The sequence below is a fragment of the Pseudomonas sp. ME-P-057 genome (assembly GCF_030208975.1).
GTDB classification, from domain to species: domain Bacteria; phylum Pseudomonadota; class Gammaproteobacteria; order Pseudomonadales; family Pseudomonadaceae; genus Aquipseudomonas; species Aquipseudomonas lutea.
The window spans coordinates 110,178-127,563 of record NZ_JARVSX010000010.1 but is presented as its reverse complement, the minus strand read 5'-3'; the positions used below and the strand labels follow the sequence as shown (position 1 = coordinate 127,563).

The window sequence follows — 17,386 nt, the reverse complement described above, 5'->3', positions numbered from 1 at the left end:
AAGCTGCAAGCTGCAAGCTGCAAGCTGCAAGCTGCAAGCTGCAAGCTGCAAGCTGAAGCGATCGCCTTGAACTTGCGGCTTGTAGCTTGCGGCTTAATGCCTGCCGCTCATCACGCACATGACCTGCTTTCATATGCCAGATAAAACCCGATGGGTTAGAATGCCCCCCTTTTCTACTGCCCGATCCCCGAGGACCGCCATGTTCAGCCGTAATTTGACCATCGCCAAGTACGACTCCGACCTGTACGCCGCTATGGAGCAGGAAGCCAAGCGTCAGGAAGATCACATCGAACTGATCGCCTCGGAGAACTACACCAGCCCGGCTGTCATGGAAGCCCAAGGCTCGGTTCTCACCAACAAGTACGCCGAAGGCTACCCGGGCAAGCGTTACTACGGCGGCTGCGAATACGTTGATATCGTCGAGCAACTGGCTATCGACCGCGCCAAGCAACTGTTCGGCGCCGATTACGCCAACGTCCAGCCACACGCCGGTTCGCAAGCCAACAGCGCGGTGTATCTGGCGCTGCTCAATGCCGGCGATACCATTCTGGGCATGAGTCTGGCCCACGGCGGTCACTTGACCCACGGCGCCAGCGTCTCTTCCTCGGGCAAACTGTACAACGCTGTTCAGTACGGCATCGACGGTAATGGCTTGATCGACTACGACGAAGTCGAGCGCCTGGCGGTTGAGCACAAGCCCAAGATGATCGTTGCCGGTTTCTCGGCCTACTCGCAGATCCTCGATTTCCCGCGCTTCCGCGCCATCGCTGACAAAGTCGGCGCCTACCTGTTCGTCGACATGGCCCACGTTGCAGGCTTGGTGGCTGCGGGTGTTTACCCGAACCCGGTTCCATTCGCCGATGTCGTGACGACCACCACGCACAAAACACTGCGCGGCCCACGCGGCGGCCTGATCCTGGCGCGCGCAAACGCCGAGATCGAGAAGAAGCTGAACTCCGCCGTCTTCCCGGGCGGTCAGGGCGGTCCTCTGGAGCACGTCATCGCGGCCAAGGCGATCTGCTTCAAGGAAGCGCTGCAACCCGAGTTCAAGACCTATCAGGAACAAGTAGTGAAAAACGCCAAGGCCATGGCCGGCGTATTCATCGAGCGCGGTTTCGACGTGGTGTCGGGCGGCACCGAAAACCATCTGTTCCTGCTGTCGCTGATCAAGCAGGACATTTCCGGCAAAGACGCTGACGCCGCATTGGGTAAAGCGTTCATCACCGTGAACAAGAACTCGGTGCCAAATGATCCACGCTCCCCGTTCGTCACCTCCGGCCTGCGCTTCGGTACTCCGGCCGTTACCACTCGCGGCTTCAAGGAAGCTGAGTGCAAGGAACTCGCAGGCTGGATCTGCGACATCCTCGCCGACCTGAACAACGAGGCCGTCATTAACGGCGTGCGTGAAAAGGTGCAGGCCATCTGCGCCAAGCTGCCGGTTTACGGCGCTTGATAGCGGTTGCCTGATGTGAAAAAGCCCGGCTTCTTAGCCGGGCTTTTTTATACTTTTATGGTTAAAGGAGCACGCTTGCCCGCGAATTCGGAGTGTCAGTCACTCCAGATGGCCCTGACCCACCGCGTCCGCCAGCAAGCCGGCTCCTACAGTCAGGCGGTGCGTCAACTCATGCTGAAAGTTATCAGCACGTGCTGCTTTAATCTGCCGCGACCTGCGCAAACCCCGCCCGGATCTTCTCCTCCGGCAGTTCATCGGCGATGAACACGATAACGCTCTCACGCTTTTCGCCTTCCGCCCATTCAACGTCGAAATCAAATCCGTAAAGCTTCAAAACCCCTTGAAACACTAGCTTGCGATCTTCGCCGGCGATGTTCAGTACGCCTTTGTAGCGCAGCAGTTGTTTGCCGTGTTCTTCGAGCAGCTCGTTCATGAAGGTGCTGAGCTTGTCGATATCAAGCGGCTGGTCACTGCGCAGGACCAGGCTACTGATGCGGTCGATGGAGCGGCCCGCTGTAGCGGCCGGGCGCAAGGTCATGCCGCCGACGTCTGCGTTGAGGTTGAAGCCGCGTACATCAAGGAGTTCGGCCAAGTCGATCTTGCCGTGCTCCACCACGCGGATCGGCGCGCGACGGTTGATCCGAGTCAGTCGCTCGCTCAGTGCTTCGAACGTCGCCGCATCCACCAGATCGGTCTTGCTCACCAGCAGGCGATCAGCGAAGCCAATCTGCGCCTGGGCGATGGTCTGTTCCAGATGCGTCTCGGCGTTGGCGGCGTCGACCAAGGTGATAATACCGTCGAGGATATAGCGTTCGCGCAGCTCTTCGTCGATGAAGAATGTCTGCGCAACCGGTGCGGGGTCTGCCAGGCCGGTGCACTCGATCACCAGCCGGTCGAATGCGATTTCACCGGTGTCCAGGCGCTCCAGCAGCAGGTAAAGAGCCTTGGTCAGGTCAGTGTGAATGGTGCAGCAGACGCAGCCGTTGGACAGGGTCATGACCTGCACGGGTTCGTCACCCAGCAATTGGGTATCTATGCCGGCATCACTGAATTCGTTCTCGATGACGGCGATTTTCAGGCCGTGCTCTTCTTTGAGCAGATGACGCAGCAAGGTGGTTTTGCCCGCACCAAGAAAGCCGCTGAGGATTGTGACGGGGATAGCGTGTAAAGCGGTCATGCGTTCTCCTGGGGTGTCACTGCTCAAGCTATAGGAGCGCGCTTGCCCGCGAATGCGATCTGTCTGCACCCTCTTGGGAAACAGTTGAACTGCATTCGCGCGCAAGCGCGCTCCTACAAGATGGAACGTCTGCCAGCCAAATTGTCAGACGCAAACGCGCCACGACTGGCGTGGCGCATTATTAAAGCAGGCGTTGCAGGGGTCACCTGTTTAGCAACACTTGGGGCCACCCTTCCCGCCGTAACGCGCGTCCTGACGCTCCCGGAAGAACATCTCGTAGCTCATCACCGGCTTGTCCGGGTGGGTCTTCTGCATATGTTCAACGTAGTTGTCGTAGTCGGGCATGCCCACCATCAGCCGTGCGGCCTGGCCGAGGTATTTGCCGAGCTTGCTGAGGTCATTGAACATACGCAGCGCTCCAGTCGATCAATGGGTTTCGGGGAATGCCTGGAAAGGCGATTCCTTGTCCGTACGTTCTTTCTTGACCCACGCCACACGACCGACCTTCACCGCGTAGAACAGAATGCTCAGCACCACAAACAGGAACAGCGTGGTCAGGACGGCGTTGGTGTAAGCGTTGAAGATCACGTGCTGCATCTGATCAACGGTCTTGGCCGGCGCCAGGACCTGACCGGCGTCTGCCGCGGCACTGTACTTCTTCGCCAGCGCCAGAAAGCCGACCGCAGGGCTTGGGTCGAACAGCTTGATGAAGCCCGCCGTTACAGTGCAGATCAACAGCCAGGACGCCGGCAGAATGGTCACCCACACATACTGCTGACGCTTCATTTTGATCAGCACAACGGTCGCCAGCATCAGCGCGATCCCCGCCAGCATCTGGTTGGAGATACCGAACAGCGGCCAGAGCGTGTTGATACCACCCAGTGGGTCGATTACGCCCTGGTACAACAGATAGCCCCAGAGCGCGACGCAACCACCGGTACCGATAGCGTTGGCGGTCCAGGATTCAGTGCGTTTGAGCGCAGGCACGAAACTGCCCAGCAGGTCCTGCAGCATAAAGCGGCCCGCGCGCGTACCGGCGTCGACTGCGGTCAGGATGAACAGCGCCTCAAACAGAATTGCGAAGTGGTACCAGAACGCCATGGTGTTCTGACCGGGGAATGCCTGATGCAGGATTTGCGCGATGCCCACTGCCAGAGTCGGTGCCCCGCCAGCACGGGCCAGTACGGTGTTCTCGCCGATGTCCTTCGCCACGGCGGTCAGCTGATCCGGTGTAATCAGGAAGCCCCAGCTGCTGACCATTTGTGCCACCGAGTTAACGTCGGTGCCGACGATGGCCGCCGGGCTGTTCATCGCAAAGTACACGCCCGGTTCGATGACCGAGGCCGCGACCATGGCCATGATTGCCACAAAGGACTCCATCAGCATGCCGCCGTAGCCGATGTAGCGTGCGTTGACTTCGTTGTCCAGCAGCTTTGGCGTGGTGCCCGAGGAGATCAGGGCGTGGAAACCGGATACAGCGCCGCACGCGATGGTGATGAACAGGAACGGGAACAGCGTGCCTTTCCAGACCGGACCTGTACCGTCGGTGAACTGGGTCAGCGCAGGCATTTTCAGCTCGGGCGCCAGAATCAGGATGCCGATGGCCAGCGCAACGATGGTGCCGATTTTGAGGAAGGTGGACAGGTAGTCCCGAGGCGCCAGCACCAGCCAGACCGGCAGCATGGCTGCCACGAATCCATAGCCAACCAGCATCCATGTGATTTGCACGCCGGTGAACGTGAACATCGGCGCCCATTCAGGACTCGCCGCCACAAGACCGCCGACCCAGATCGACAGCAGCAATAGCACCACGCCCACAACCGAGATTTCGCCGATGCGGCCCGGACGGATGTAGCGCATGTAGATGCCCATGAACATCGCGATCGGGATTGTCGCCATGACTGTGAACATGCCCCATGGGCTCTCGGCCAGTGCCTTGACGACGATCAGGGCCAGCACCGCGAGGATGATGATCATGATCAGGAAGCAGCCGAACAAGGCGATGGTGCCGGGAATGCGGCCCATTTCTTCGCGAACCATGTCGCCCAGCGAGCGGCCGTTGCGGCGGGTCGACAGGAACAGGATCATGAAGTCCTGAACCGCACCCGCCAACACCACACCGGCGATTAGCCAGAGGGTACCGGGCAAGTAGCCCATCTGCGCAGCCAGGACCGGGCCCACCAGCGGCCCCGCGCCAGCAATGGCGGCAAAGTGGTGGCCGAACAGAATGTGTTTATTGGTGGGAACGTAGTCGAGCCCGTCGTTTTTGAGCACCGCAGGCGTTGCCCGGGTCGGGTCGAGTTGCATGACCTTGGTTGCAATGAACAGGCTGTAATAGCGATAAGCGACCAGATAAATGGCCACCGCGGCAACCACAATCCAGAGTGCATTGATCGCCTCCCCGCGACGCAATGCAACCACTCCCAGGGCCCAGGCCCCAAGGATTGCAACAAATAGCCAGGGCACGTGGCGCATCAGACCATTATTGTTTTTCATTTTTTTGTTTCCAACTGAGTGGACTTATTGTTGTTCAGCAAGCGGAGTTTAGCGCCGCCGGAGCGAAAGGCTACCCCCACGATGGTCTAGCGCGATATTTGTCCTATAGTCAACGCAGCGGGCGCTCGAGGCGCTAAGGAGTAGCTGTGTAATGACCGATACCCATGAAAAACGTCGTCGTTTTAAACGCATCGCATTCGATGCCAAAACCGAGCTCAGCCAGGGTGATCGAACCTGGACGGTTCACTTGATCGACTTGTCGTTGAAAGGGCTGCTGATTGAAAAGCCATCGCCTTGGGAGGGTGATCCCGGCGAACGCTTCCAGGCTGACATTCACTTGAACGTGGATATCGATGTGCGGATGCAGGTGCGCCTGACCCATGATGATCACAATCATCTAGGGTTCGTCTGCGAAAACATCGAACTCGACTCCGTCACGCATTTGCGGCGGCTGGTCGAGCTCAATATTGCTGATCACGATGAGCTGGAGCGTGAACTCGGGGCGCTCATGGGCGGTTGAGTCGCGCGGCGGGAGGCGGCGTCATACAGATCAAATCAGCTTTTGCCTGGCGGCTTCTTCCAGGGAACTCTGTGCCAAGTGCTGAATGATGCTGTCGGCGGACGGGTTGAAGGGCACCGCGAACACCAGCAGCAGTTGCATCCAGGTGGTCACGGTTTCGCTTTTCTCAATCCGCCCCAGTACGTTGCCGTCGCGGTCTTTGTAGACTGTCTCCAGTACCAACCGATTATGGACAACGCTTGGGATCAAGAACATCGTGGCGCCGGTCAGAATGGCGCTGCCCAGGTTCCCCGTTTCCTCGTTGCGCACGTTGGCGTACACGTACACGTCCGACTCGACTTTGTCAGTGGTCACACGCCCAAAACGCCCGGACTGGTTGAAGGCGTCAAGCAGCACTTTCTCCCATGCACCGACGTTGGTTCCACCCGCTCTCTGCTCGCCATTGAACGTGTGGAGCGCGGTAAAACGGATGTATGCCGTCGGTTTGGTCGCTGTTCCCTTGCTCGCCAGCGGCCAGTTTTCCACGGCCGGCAGGTCGTACTGCGAGTACGACACGCATCCGCTCAGCGATACGCCGAGCATTAACACCAGTGCTTTGATTGCGGACTTCATGGCGTTGTGATTCCTTTCAATGGGCATTTAGTTGGGTGACGGCAGCGTCAGTCAGCTTGGTGATCAAGTCACGCAGCTGCCGACTGCCCAGCCCCGGCGACGCATAGTCGGCGTCATAGATACCGACGTTGTGGGGTTCGTCCACTTTCTCCATGGACTTGGCGAGGGTCTTGCCCGTGCGGTCCTCAATCGTCAGCTCACCTGCGAGGTCGTAGGTGTCGACGTAGATCGGGCCGTTGACCCAGATATAAATCGTCAATGTCAGTAGCGCGCCGGGGAAATAGGCCGGATGAGGCGAGCGCTTGCCGTGAAGCGAGATCAAATTGAATCTCAACATCACGTCCTGATCGCCAAGCCTGGCCGGGAAGACCGAGACATCTTTGAAATAGCCGGCACTTTCGATGTAGTGATTGATTTGCGCTGTCAATTGACGACTGACGTTCTTGCGCATTTCGTCATCGATTTTCGGCACCGAGACGACGACGTCCGCCATCTGTGCAACCCGTGGGCTGGTGACCGTAGCCGCCCTGTCCGGCTCGCCGATGGGCCCATAGGTGTTGAAAGAGAAACAACCGGTCAGTGACAAAAGCGCGCCAAGGAGTAGCAGATGGGCAATCCGTTTCAAACCAACATCCTTATTTCGGGCGAACGGCCGTGCCACGGTCAGAAAATAACCGCAGGGAGGCCATTCAAAATTTTCAGGGAGAAGTTGCCGCACTCACTTTATGGGGTGGCCGTGCGAAAACGAGGCGGCGATATTAATGTGCCATCATTATGGCGTCAATTTCTGGTGCGGTTTTTTTTGAGGGCCGACACCCAAGCGTCGGCTTTCTCACTCCTCGAATAACGCGTCCAATGCCTGATCCAGTCGGGTCACGCCGATCACGGTCAGGCCAGGAGGCGACTCTTTCGGCGCATTGCCCTTGGGCACGATGGCGCGCTTGAACCCGTGCTTGGCGGCTTCCTTGAGCCGCTCCTGGCCACTGGGCACCGGCCGCACTTCACCCGAGAGGCCAACCTCGCCGAATACCAGCAAGTCACCCGGCAACGCGCGGTTGCGCAAGCTGGACATGACTGCGGCCATCAATGCCAGGTCGGAAGCCGTTTCCAGCACCTTGACCCCGCCGACCACGTTCAGGAACACATCCTGGTCGTGGGTCGGGATCCCGCCATGTCGGTGCAGGACGGCGAGCAACATCGCGAGCCGGTTTTGGTCCAGCCCTAAGGTGACGCGACGCGGGTTGGACAAATGGCTGTCATCCACCAGCGCCTGCACTTCCACCAGCATCGGACGGGTGCCTTCCCACGTGGCCATGACCACGCTGCCGGCGACTTCTTCCTGGGCGCGGGTGAGAAAGATTGCAGAGGGGTTCGAGACTTCTTTCAGGCCCTTGTCGGTCATGCCAAACACGCCGAGTTCGTTGACGGCGCCGAAGCGGTTTTTGACGGCGCGCAACAAGCGCAGTCGGCCATCGGACTCGCCTTCGAAATACAACACGGTATCAACCATGTGCTCCAGCACGCGCGGTCCAGCCAGGGCGCCCTCCTTGGTCACGTGTCCGACCAGGAAGATCGCCGTGCCACTCTGTTTGGCGTAACGCACCAGCAACGCCGCGCTTTCACGAACCTGCGAGACGCCACCGGGCGCCGATTGCAGCTGTTCAGTGAAGATGGTCTGGATCGAATCGATGACCATGACTTTGGGCTGCTCGATACGGGCAGTGGCGATGATGGTCTCGATGCAGGTCTCGGTCATGACCCGCAGCTTGTCCTGGGGCAGGCCCAGACGCCGCGCGCGCATCGCCACTTGCTGCTGCGATTCTTCGCCGGTGACGTACAACGCCGGCATGCGCTCGGCGATGGCGCAGAGTGTTTGCAAGAGAATGGTCGACTTGCCAATGCCGGGGTCACCGCCGATCAGCACCACCGAACCGTCCACCAGGCCGCCGCCCAGCACGCGGTCCAGCTCAGCCGAGTTGGTGGTGAAACGAGGTATTTCCTCAACGCTGACTTCAGCCAGGGTTTTGATTTGCGCCTGTTGGCCGGTCCAGCCCGAGCGTCCGCTGGGCGCCGCTGCCGCGCTGTTATCGATGACCGTTTCAACGAGGGTGTTCCAGGCACCGCATTCGCTGCACTGGCCCGCCCACTTGGGAAACGTCGAGCCGCACTCGGTGCAGCCGTACATGCGTTTGGCCTTGGCCATGACACCCCCGATGTAAAAAGGGGGCAATCATAACCGATGCACCCACTCACTGCGCACGACGCGGGCCGGGTCCTGTCGGCCTGCACGCTTTTGGAGGATTGCATAAAACTAACCGGTCAGAACCCGGTCGATTGCATGGATTAAGCGAGATGCAGCTAGCTGACTTACACTGCATTTACCACTCTCATCTGTAACAAAGGAATACACCCATGAGCGTACTAAGCGAGTTCAAAGCCTTTGCCGTAAAAGGGAACGTCGTCGACATGGCCGTCGGTATCATCATCGGCGCGGCTTTCGGCAAGATCGTTTCGTCGTTCGTCGGCGATGTAATCATGCCGCCCCTCGGGTTGCTGATCGGCGGCGTGGACTTTAGTGATCTGGCAGTGGTGCTGAGGCCGGCAGAAGGCGCGGCGCCTGCTGTGGTACTGGCCTACGGCAAGTTCATCCAGACCGTGATCGATTTCATCATCGTGGCCTTTGCGATCTTCATGGGCGTGAAGGCCATCAATCGCCTGAAGCGCGAAGAGGCCAAGGCACCCACCCTGCCGCCAACGCCGACTAAAGAAGAGGTGCTGTTGGGCGAAATTCGTGATCTGCTCAAAGAGCAAAACAGCAAGCCGGCTGCGCCACTGCCTGTGAGCCCTGATCGGTTCGTCTGAAGCCTGCACCCCAGTGGCAGAAGTGAGCTTGCTCGCGAAAACGGCCCTGAAACCGCTGAAGACGAGCGGATACAGTCAGTTTTCTTGCCGAGCGAGCTCGCATCCACTGGGGGTTTGCACAACCGCGCTGCAGAGCCGTCTACCAGTAATTTTCCACCGCAATCTGACCCGGCTTGCGCGTCAACGCCAGGCGCATGTCACGGGTTTTGAGCACCGCGCGAGTGTCCTCGATCATCTGCGGGTTACCACAGATCATGACCCTTGAGTACTCGGGGGACAGGGTGACGCCTGCCGCCCTTTCCAGTTCGCCATTGTCGATCAGTGTGGTGATTCGCCCGCCGAGGGCACCCGGATGAGCCTCCCGCGTTACCGTCGGGATGAACCGGAACTTGTGCGCGTACTCGGCCAGGTATTCGCGCTGCGTCAGTTCGGCAATCAATCGCTGATACGCCAGTTCCTGCGACTCTCGAACGCTGTAGACCAGAATGATCCGCTCGAATTTTTCCCAGACCTCGAAGTCCTGCAGGATCGACAGAAATGGCGCCACCCCTGTACCGGTCGACAACATCCATAGATCCCGCCCGTCGGTGAAGCGATCCAGGGTCAGATAACCGGTTGCCTGCTTTTCCACCATCAGCGTGTCACCTTGACGAAGGCGGCTTAGCTCGCTGGTGAGTTCGCCGCCAGGGACCACAATGGAGAAGAATTCGAGGAACTCATCGAATGGCGAGGAGACCACCGAATACGCACGCCAGACCGTGGTGCCGTCAGGCTTGGTCAGACCCAGTCGTACGAATTGACCCGCGGTGAAGCGGAAGCCGGCATCGCGCGTCGTGCGGAAGGTAAACAGACTGGGCGTCAGCGGCGTCACGTCCAGCAGCGTCTGCCGGGTAAATTTCTCTGCACTGGCACTCATGGGGCGCTCCTGGCTCCTGTCTCGCAATAAGGGTGCTCAGTGTCCCGCAAACACGACGAGATAAACACCGCAGGTTTGTAGTGATATCTGCAGCCAGAGGCCGGTTTTTTAGAGCATTTCGCTATCGGGATTATCGCGAAGCGCCCGATGCGCGCTCGACAGATCAGCGCAACGCGTTGTTTTTTGGAGGTATTTGGGGAAGAGCTCGCCCAGTAGCGAGGTCTTGCCAATCGTCGGCGGTCAATAATGTTGCCCGCGCTTTCCCTAGACTGGGATCAGGACATTCACATTTACCATGGAGGTAAACGATGGAAGCTCTCGATCCTGAAAATGACGGCATGCTTACGTCGCGGCCCATCATCTATAAGGGGCTTTCCGAACGACAGGTGGAGGTTTTGAAATGGTCTGCCGAGGGGAAAACAGCCGCTGAGGTGGGCATTATCCTTGGGCTAAAGCAACGCACCGTCAACTTCCATGTCGGCGTCGCCATTCGCAAGATTGGCGTCAGCAACAAGATTCAGGCCGTGGTCAAGGCAGCGTTGAGCGGGGCGTTCTAGCACCACGTCGGAGCAGGGCGAAAAGGTCGGTGCGCAGGGTTGAAAAACACGTAAAATCGCCGGCTTTGCGCGCCCGACGCCATCGGGACGTGCGTAACGCCTGTCGATACGCCGATTGCGCCTTAACGACTGGAATCGCTTCGCCCATGCCCTTGCTTACCACGCCTTTCGCCGAGCTCGACCTTATCCGCCAGCCGGAGCAGTCGGACGAGCCCCTGCAGGCTTTTGACGCTGCTGACGAATACCTCCTCAACCACGTGGCTGAACAGGGCGTAACGCTGCAGACACGTGTGCTGGTGCTCAATGACAGCTTTGGTGCGCTGGCAGCCAGCCTCGCGCCTCACGCAGCAGTGGTCAGCTGCACGGATTCGTACCTGGCCGTCCAGGCGCTGGAAAAGAATCTGGTGCGCAACGGCCAGGCTTACGATGCCGTGCCAGTCATTGCCGCCAGTGCGCCTCTGGAGGGGCCGTTCGACTGGGTATTGATTCGTGTGCCGAAAACTCTGGCCTTGCTTGAAGAGCAGCTCATCCGTTTGCAGGGGCAGCTGGCGCCAGGTGCCAGGGTCGTCGCTGCCGGGATGATCAAGCACCTGCCTCGCTCGGCGGGCGAATTGATGGAGGAATATACCGGCCCGGTTCAAGCCTCGCTTGCGGTGAAAAAGGCGCGCCTGCTGATATGTACCCCCGAATCAAAACCCTTTCAGGCCTCGCCCTACCCCACCCGCTATACGCTGGACGAACCCAGAATCGAGTTGGTCAATCATGCCAACGTCTTCTGCCGCGACGGACTGGATATCGGCACTCGGGCGTTTTTGCCGTACCTGCCCAAGGGCCTGGGAACCGCGCGGGTTGCAGACCTTGGTTGCGGCAACGGGGTGCTCGCCATCGCCAGCGCGCTGGCCAACCCGGACGCGCAGTACACGCTGGTCGACGAGTCGTTCATGGCCGTGCAGTCAGCGCAGGAGAACTGGGCGTTGGCGCTCGGGGAGCGTCCGGCAACGATTCAAGCGGGCGACGGCCTGGCGGCGCAAGAGCCGGATTCGCTGGACGTTGTGCTGTGCAACCCGCCGTTTCACCAGCAACAGGTCGTGGGCGACTTCCTTGCGTGGCGTATGTTTCAGCAGGCGCGGTCAGCCCTTGTTACCGGCGGCGCGCTGTACATCGTCGGCAATCGCCATCTCGGGTATCACAGCAAACTCGCCCGTTTGTTTCGAGGTGTGGAGCAAGTGGCGGCAACGCCGAAATTCGTGATCCTCAAAGCGCGTAAATAGGCAATGGCTGGCGAAACCGCTAACGCCCGGGCGTAAGCTTCACGGCACGCCCGCTACCTGTAGGAGCGCGCTTGCCCGCGAACGCGGTGGGTCAGATTGCATCCCTGGCGACTGAAAAGACGCTTTCGCGGGCAAGCGCGCTCCTACAGTGGATTTGGGTCAATCCCCGGATCCACTGCAGCAACCTCCTGCAAATGGATTTGGGTAAATGCCCCGGAGTCGCCGCAGACGCGAGACCTGTAGGAGTGAGCTTGCCCGCGAACGCGGTGGGTCAGGTTGCATCCATGATGGCTGGCGATGCACCTTCGCGAGCAAGCTCACTCCCTCAATGGATTCCGTGGCACCCACCCCCGGATTTGCGGCAGCACACAGACCTGGATGCCCCAGGCGGGTGGCGCCTCCGAACGCCCGCCCATGAAAAACCCGCCGCAGCGGGTTTATATCAAACGCAAGGCTCAATGAGACTTCATGCCTGCCGCTGTCATGAACATGCGCAGCAGCATGGCGAAGACCGCCAGCGCCAACACGCTGCCGGTCCAGATCACCAGCAGCCATCCGATGCGCTGCCACAGAGGCTTGTTACGCGCCGGATCTACTTCACGCTGGCGTTCGTGTTCATGCTGGAAAGACTCTTTACCGGACATCGCTCAATCCTCTTCTCCGCATGCCGGCTCCGGCGATTAACCGGAGCCGCTGCCTGCTAGTGATAGCCGTGTTCGTGAGTGACTTTGCCTCGGAATACGTAGTAGCTCCAGAAGGTGTAACCCAGGATCAACGGAATGATGAACAGCGTACCGACCAGCATGAAGCCTTGACTCTGAGGCGGCGATGCAGCTGCCCAGATCGACACTGAAGGCGGGATGATGTTTGGCCACAAGCTGATGCCCAAGCCGCTGTAACCCAGGAAAATCAGCACCAGCGTCAGCAGGAACGGCGTGTAGTTGGCGTTGCGTGCCACGGCCTTGAACAGGCCATACATGGTCAACACCACCAGCGCCGGAACCGGCATGAACCAGAACAGATTCGGCAGCGTGAACCAGCGATCCGCAATGTCCTGATGCGCCAATGGCGTCCACAGGCTGACAATCGCCATCACCACCAGCGTTGCGATGGCCAGCGGACGCGCCAGATCGTGCATGGCTTTCTGCAACGCACCTTCGGTCTTCATGATCAGCCAGGTGCAACCCAGCAATGCGTACGCCACGATCAATGCCAGACCACAGAAGAGCGAGAACGGCGTCAGCCAGTCCAGCCCTCCCCCGGCATAGGCACGGTCAACCACCGGGATGCCGTCGATGTAGGCACCCAATGCCACGCCCTGAAAGAAGGTCGCAACCAGCGAGCCGCCGATGAACGCCTTGTCCCACAAGTGACGTTTGATGTCAGTGGCCTTGAACCGAAATTCGAAAGCCACGCCGCGGAAAATCAGGCCAATCAACATAAAGATCAACGGCAGGTAGAGCGCCTCTAGCACAACCGAGTACGCCAGGGGGAACGCACCGAACAAGCCGGCGCCACCCAGCACCAGCCAGGTTTCGTTACCGTCCCAGACTGGCGCGACGGTGTTCATCATCACGTCGCGGTCCGTCTTGTCCTTCATAAACGGGAACAGTATCCCGATGCCCAGATCGAAGCCGTCCATGATGACGTACATCATGACGCCGAAGATGATGATCACGGCCCAGATCAGTGGAAGATCGATACCCATGGCTCAATTCCCTTCAGTGAGACTGTCTTTGCGGTTGTCTGTGCTGCTTTCATCAGCAGCAGAGAGAGGACGCGCCGGCGTGCGTTTCTGACCCGGTCCGCCGTACGTTGCGTTATCGCCTTCCTGAGTCTTCGGCCCTTTGCGAACCAGTCGCATCATGTAACCGAAGCCTGTGCCAAAGAGCAGGAAATACACCACGACGAACAACACAAGAGTAATGGTCAGTTGCTCCACACTGTGCCGTGAAGCGGCATTTGCCGTTCGCATCAGGCCATACACCACCCACGGCTGGCGCCCGATCTCAGTGGTGAACCACCCTGCCAATATGGCGATCAGCCCCGCGGGTCCCATGCACATCACCAGTCGCAGGAACCAGCGATTGGTGTACAGCCCGCCGCGCCAGCGCAGCCATGCACTCCACAGACCCACTGCGATCATCAGCAAGCCCAGTGCCACCATCACGCGGAACGACCAGAAGACGATCAGCGAGTTGGGACGGTCCTCAGGCGGGAAAGACTTCAGCGCCGGGATCTGTTTGTCCAGGCTGTGGGTCAGGATCAGGCTGCCGAGGTAAGGAATCTCGACCGCATACTTGGTCCGCTCCTCTTTCATGTCCGGGATACCGAAAAGAATCAGCGGGGTCGGTTCATCACCCACGTTTTCCCAGTGGCCTTCGATGGCCGCGATCTTCGCTGGCTGATGCTCAAGGGTGTTCAGACCATGGGCGTCACCGACCATCGCCTGGATCGGCGCAACAATCAGCGCCATCCACATGGCCATCGACAGCATTTTGCGGATGGCCGGGTTGTCACGGCCGCGCAGCAAGTGCCAGGCCGCCGAGGCGCCCACGAAGAACGCCGTGGCGACAAACGCAGCGATCGCCATGTGGGTCAGGCGGTAAGGGAAGGAAGGGTTGAAAATCACCGCGAACCAGTCGACCGGGATGATACGCCCGTCGACGATGTCATAGCCCTGCGGCGTCTGCATCCAGCTGTTGGAGGCCAGGATCCAGAAGGTCGAAATCAGCGTGCCCACCGCAACCATGGCGGTGGCAAAAAAGTGCAGGCCGCGGCCGACGCGGTTCCAGCCGAACAACATCACGCCGAGGAATCCTGCTTCAAGGAAGAAGGCGGTCAACACCTCGTACGTGAGTAACGGGCCGGTCACTGCGCCGGCGAAATCGGTAAACCGACTCCAGTTGGTACCGAACTCGTAAGCCATGACCAGCCCGGAAACGACACCCATGCCGAAGTTGACGGCAAAGATCTTTGACCAGAAGTGATAAAGGTCACGGTAGGTGTTGTCGTGGGTCTTGAGCCACAAGCCTTCAAGCACGGCAAGAAAGCTCGCCAGACCGATGGTGATTGCGGGGAAAAGGATGTGGAACGAAACCGTAAACGCAAACTGGATTCGGGCGAGATCGAGCGCCTCTAAGCCGAACATAGGTCTTCCTCTGTCAGGTGGAACTGGCTTCAGACTCGGGGCCTGCAGCGAGTGCCCCCACGGTGTATTGAGTACGACGTTTTGCGTTTGTTCTTTTTGATTACGCGGTCGGGTCGCAACGCAGGGGGATGCGTCAGGCGGCGAGTCAATCAATACCGGCTAGCGTATTGATCCAGGTCAGCTGACATGGAAAGAGTAGTCCCATTTCGGCGCCTGCTCTGCGTGGTCTTTTGTCGCGTGGCGAGTTGTCTCACCTGAAAAGGCAGCGCAGCGGCAGGAAAGCGGATCAAAGGTCCCTGCAAGTGGCAGGGCGCCGAAGCAGGTCGTGATGATCGATAAGGCTGTTGCTCACAGAGGTTTGCGAATGAAGCCGAGAAGCGCCGAGGTGAGACTGTGATAAAGGGCATCGGCCTCTGGCGCCTGGCCTATCGCCCGCAGACTGCCATGAACCAGCCCCAACCCCAGGTTGAATTCCGTACGAACCCCGGCTTCGCGCAATGCGCGCTCGTAACAAATGCCATCGTCACGCAAGGGGTCAAATTGCGCGACGGCAATGAATGCCGGCGGCAGATCATGGAAATCGGCTGCATTGAGCGGACGTGCGTAGGCCGATTCTTCGTCGTCTGTCATATACAACCGGTGGTAGAACGCCAGTTCATCCGCGGACAGAAGGGGCGCGTCGGCGTACTCGCGGCGGGAGGGCAAATCATGGCTGCCCCCAAGCTCCGGGTAGATCAATGCCTGCCCGACCGGCTGGCGCTCACCGCCATCGCGCAGTGCCAGGCATACGGCAGCGGCGAGACTGGCACCGGCGCTGTCTCCCGCAATGGCAATGCGCCGCGGTTCGATGTCCAGCCGCAGCGCGCTCACTTGCAAAGCATGCCAGACGCTCAGGCAATCACCGAAGGCCGCCGGAAACGGATGCTCGGGTGCCAGCCGATACTCCACCGCAATGACCACGGCATTCAGGTCGGCTGCCAGCCCGGCGGTCAAAAAGTCATGGGAATCAAGATCGCCCACGACCCAGCCGCCGCCGTGCACATACATTACGCACGGCGCCGGGTGTTCGAGGGACAGGCGCTGAGGCCGGTAACTGCGCACCGGCACGCCAGCGAGGGTGAAGTCTTTCACGTCCAGATCCGGCGCGCGCGCGGGCGTGAACGCCTCACACATTCGCGCATAGGCACGACGCTGCTCGGCAATGTCATCGGAAGGACTGCTGAAGCTCAGGGTTTTCGCCACAAAGGCCGTCATCTCGGCGGACAGTGGGTAAGGCTTGGGCATAAGCTCCTCTGATCTGGTAGCTGGCAGCGCCGCTGGTTCGGACTGCTATTTGTTCATCGCCACTTGCACGGCGGTCATCGCGTCCTTGCCGTCGAAGGTGGTCACGCCATCCAGCCAGCGCTTCATGTCTTCAGGGTGGTCCTTGAGCCACTGGCGGGCCACATCATTGGGTGCCTTGCGGTCCATGATCGGCACCATCATCTGACTCTCCTGGGCGGCGGTAAATTTCAGGTTGCTCATCAGCTTGCTGACGTTCGGACAACGGGAGGCGTAATCCGGCGCCGTGACCACCGATACCGTTGCCGCACCTTCGCCCGGACCGAACACGTCTTCGCTGCCGGTCAGGTACGCGATTTTCATGTTGATGTTCATGGGGTGTGGGGTCCAACCGACGAAAACCACCCATTCGTTGCGCTTGATCGCGCGCTGGACGGCCGCCAGCATGCCCGCCTCGCCAGATTCAACCAACTGGAAACCACCCAGCCCGAACTGGTTCTTTTCGATCATGCCTTTGATATTGGCGTTGGCGCCGGTCCCGGGTTCGATGCCGTAGATTTTGCCGCCGAGCTTGTCCTTGAATCTGGCGATGTCGGCGAAGGTTTTCAGCCCGCCCGATGCCACATAGTCCGGCACTGCCAGCGTCGCTTGAGCGTCGCTCATGCTGGGCACCTCGAGCACTTTGACCTGATTGGCCGCCACGAAGGGGGCGATGTTCTTGTCCATCGCCGGCTTCCAGTACCCCAGGAACACGTCAAGGCGGTCATCGCGCAAACCGCCGAAGACAATTTGCTGAGCGGCGCTGGTCTGCTTGACCTCGTAGCCCATGTTTTGCAGCAGCACTTCGGCTACCGCACTGGTTGCCACAACGTCGGTCCAGTTGACCACGCCCATGCGTACGTTTTGGCATTTGGCGGGCTCTGCAGCCAGGAGGGCCGTGCTGCTCAACATTAATACAGCGCAACTGATATGACGGATTAATGGATTCATGCGTGCTCCTCGGGTCGGCTCGATATTTTTTATTCAGCTCTTTTCGGCAGTTTTTCAGGGCTTGAAGACACGCGGCAGTACGACGGCTGCCGTGTTGACG

At 59.4% G+C, this 17,386-nt stretch carries 17 protein-coding genes; 5 read left to right on the top strand and 12 right to left on the bottom strand.

The genetic code is table 11. The features are described 5' to 3' along the window. Positions 1-199 precede the first annotated feature (199 nt). Complete coding sequence (gene glyA, locus QRN48_RS04325) at positions 200-1,453, top strand: serine hydroxymethyltransferase (RefSeq protein ID WP_191945810.1); 1,254 nt, start codon at positions 200-202, stop codon at positions 1,451-1,453. A gap of 199 nt (positions 1,454-1,652) precedes the next feature. Here the strand turns inward: glyA and yjiA are convergent, their stop codons facing one another. The 3 genes from yjiA to QRN48_RS04310 form a co-directional block, all read right to left on the bottom strand. Then, positions 1,653-2,630 carry a GTPase gene (yjiA, locus tag QRN48_RS04320; protein WP_285349084.1) on the bottom strand — a complete coding sequence of 326 codons (978 nt, stop codon included), beginning with the start codon at positions 2,628-2,630 and terminating at the stop codon, positions 1,653-1,655. 210 nt (positions 2,631-2,840) lie between these two features. After that, complete coding sequence (locus QRN48_RS04315; protein ID WP_037018459.1) at positions 2,841-3,038, bottom strand: YbdD/YjiX family protein; 198 nt, start codon at positions 3,036-3,038, stop codon at positions 2,841-2,843. A gap of 18 nt (positions 3,039-3,056) precedes the next feature. Then, complete coding sequence (locus tag QRN48_RS04310) at positions 3,057-5,126, bottom strand: carbon starvation CstA family protein (RefSeq protein WP_285349081.1); 2,070 nt, start codon at positions 5,124-5,126, stop codon at positions 3,057-3,059. 151 nt (positions 5,127-5,277) lie between these two features. Here QRN48_RS04310 and QRN48_RS04305 point away from each other — a divergent pair, with 151 nt between their 5' ends. After that, on the top strand, positions 5,278-5,646 hold the full coding sequence (locus QRN48_RS04305) for a PilZ domain-containing protein (RefSeq protein ID WP_285349079.1): 369 nt from the start codon (positions 5,278-5,280) through the stop codon (positions 5,644-5,646). A gap of 30 nt (positions 5,647-5,676) precedes the next feature. On the opposite strand, the gene QRN48_RS04300 is transcribed toward QRN48_RS04305, so the two are convergent. The 3 genes from QRN48_RS04300 to radA all read right to left on the bottom strand — a co-directional run bounded on the left by QRN48_RS04300 (position 5,677) and on the right by radA (position 8,461). Continuing rightward, positions 5,677-6,258, bottom strand: coding sequence for a hypothetical protein (locus QRN48_RS04300; RefSeq protein WP_285349077.1), 582 nt, complete (start codon positions 6,256-6,258; stop codon positions 5,677-5,679). A 16-nt stretch (positions 6,259-6,274) separates the two neighbouring features. Beyond that, on the bottom strand, positions 6,275-6,883 hold the full coding sequence (locus tag QRN48_RS04295; RefSeq protein ID WP_285349075.1) for a hypothetical protein: 609 nt from the start codon (positions 6,881-6,883) through the stop codon (positions 6,275-6,277). Between the two features lie 207 nt (positions 6,884-7,090). After that, a complete protein-coding gene (radA, locus tag QRN48_RS04290; RefSeq protein WP_285349073.1) occupies positions 7,091-8,461 on the bottom strand; it encodes a DNA repair protein RadA in 1,371 nt (456 codons plus the stop codon). A gap of 209 nt (positions 8,462-8,670) precedes the next feature. Here radA and mscL point away from each other — a divergent pair, with 209 nt between their 5' ends. Then, positions 8,671-9,120 carry a large-conductance mechanosensitive channel protein MscL gene (gene mscL, locus QRN48_RS04285; RefSeq protein WP_191945813.1) on the top strand — a complete coding sequence of 150 codons (450 nt, stop codon included), beginning with the start codon at positions 8,671-8,673 and terminating at the stop codon, positions 9,118-9,120. A 139-nt stretch (positions 9,121-9,259) separates the two neighbouring features. Here the strand turns inward: mscL and QRN48_RS04280 are convergent, their stop codons facing one another. Beyond that, entirely contained in the window at positions 9,260-10,036 is a 777-nt protein-coding gene (locus tag QRN48_RS04280; RefSeq protein WP_285349072.1) for a ferredoxin--NADP reductase, read from the bottom strand. A 308-nt stretch (positions 10,037-10,344) separates the two neighbouring features. On the opposite strand from QRN48_RS04280, the gene QRN48_RS04275 reads away from it, so the two are divergent. Together QRN48_RS04275 and QRN48_RS04270 are read left to right on the top strand one after the other, a co-directional pair. Then, the gene (locus QRN48_RS04275; protein WP_052075371.1) at positions 10,345-10,593 is read left to right on the top strand and encodes a helix-turn-helix domain-containing protein; all 249 of its coding nucleotides are present in this window, start codon (positions 10,345-10,347) and stop codon (positions 10,591-10,593) included. Positions 10,594-10,739: 146 nt separating this feature from the next. Beyond that, positions 10,740-11,864 (top strand): methyltransferase, encoded by a 1,125-nt coding sequence (locus tag QRN48_RS04270; RefSeq protein WP_191945815.1) that lies wholly within the window; start codon positions 10,740-10,742, stop codon positions 11,862-11,864. Between the two features lie 455 nt (positions 11,865-12,319). Here the strand turns inward: QRN48_RS04270 and QRN48_RS04265 are convergent, their stop codons facing one another. The 5 genes from QRN48_RS04265 to choX form a co-directional block, all read right to left on the bottom strand. Next, positions 12,320-12,508 (bottom strand): DUF2474 domain-containing protein, encoded by a 189-nt coding sequence (locus QRN48_RS04265; RefSeq protein WP_037018441.1) that lies wholly within the window; start codon positions 12,506-12,508, stop codon positions 12,320-12,322. Between the two features lie 56 nt (positions 12,509-12,564). Next, entirely contained in the window at positions 12,565-13,572 is a 1,008-nt protein-coding gene (gene cydB / locus QRN48_RS04260; protein ID WP_191945816.1) for a cytochrome d ubiquinol oxidase subunit II, read from the bottom strand. A gap of 3 nt (positions 13,573-13,575) precedes the next feature. After that, entirely contained in the window at positions 13,576-15,015 is a 1,440-nt protein-coding gene (locus QRN48_RS04255) for a cytochrome ubiquinol oxidase subunit I (protein WP_037018436.1), read from the bottom strand. 348 nt (positions 15,016-15,363) lie between these two features. Then, positions 15,364-16,299: an alpha/beta hydrolase gene (locus QRN48_RS04250; RefSeq protein WP_285349071.1), complete on the bottom strand. Its 936-nt coding sequence runs from the start codon at positions 16,297-16,299 to the stop codon at positions 15,364-15,366. A 45-nt stretch (positions 16,300-16,344) separates the two neighbouring features. Continuing rightward, the gene (choX, locus tag QRN48_RS04245; protein WP_285349069.1) at positions 16,345-17,286 is read right to left on the bottom strand and encodes a choline ABC transporter substrate-binding protein; all 942 of its coding nucleotides are present in this window, start codon (positions 17,284-17,286) and stop codon (positions 16,345-16,347) included. Positions 17,287-17,386 lie beyond the last annotated feature (100 nt).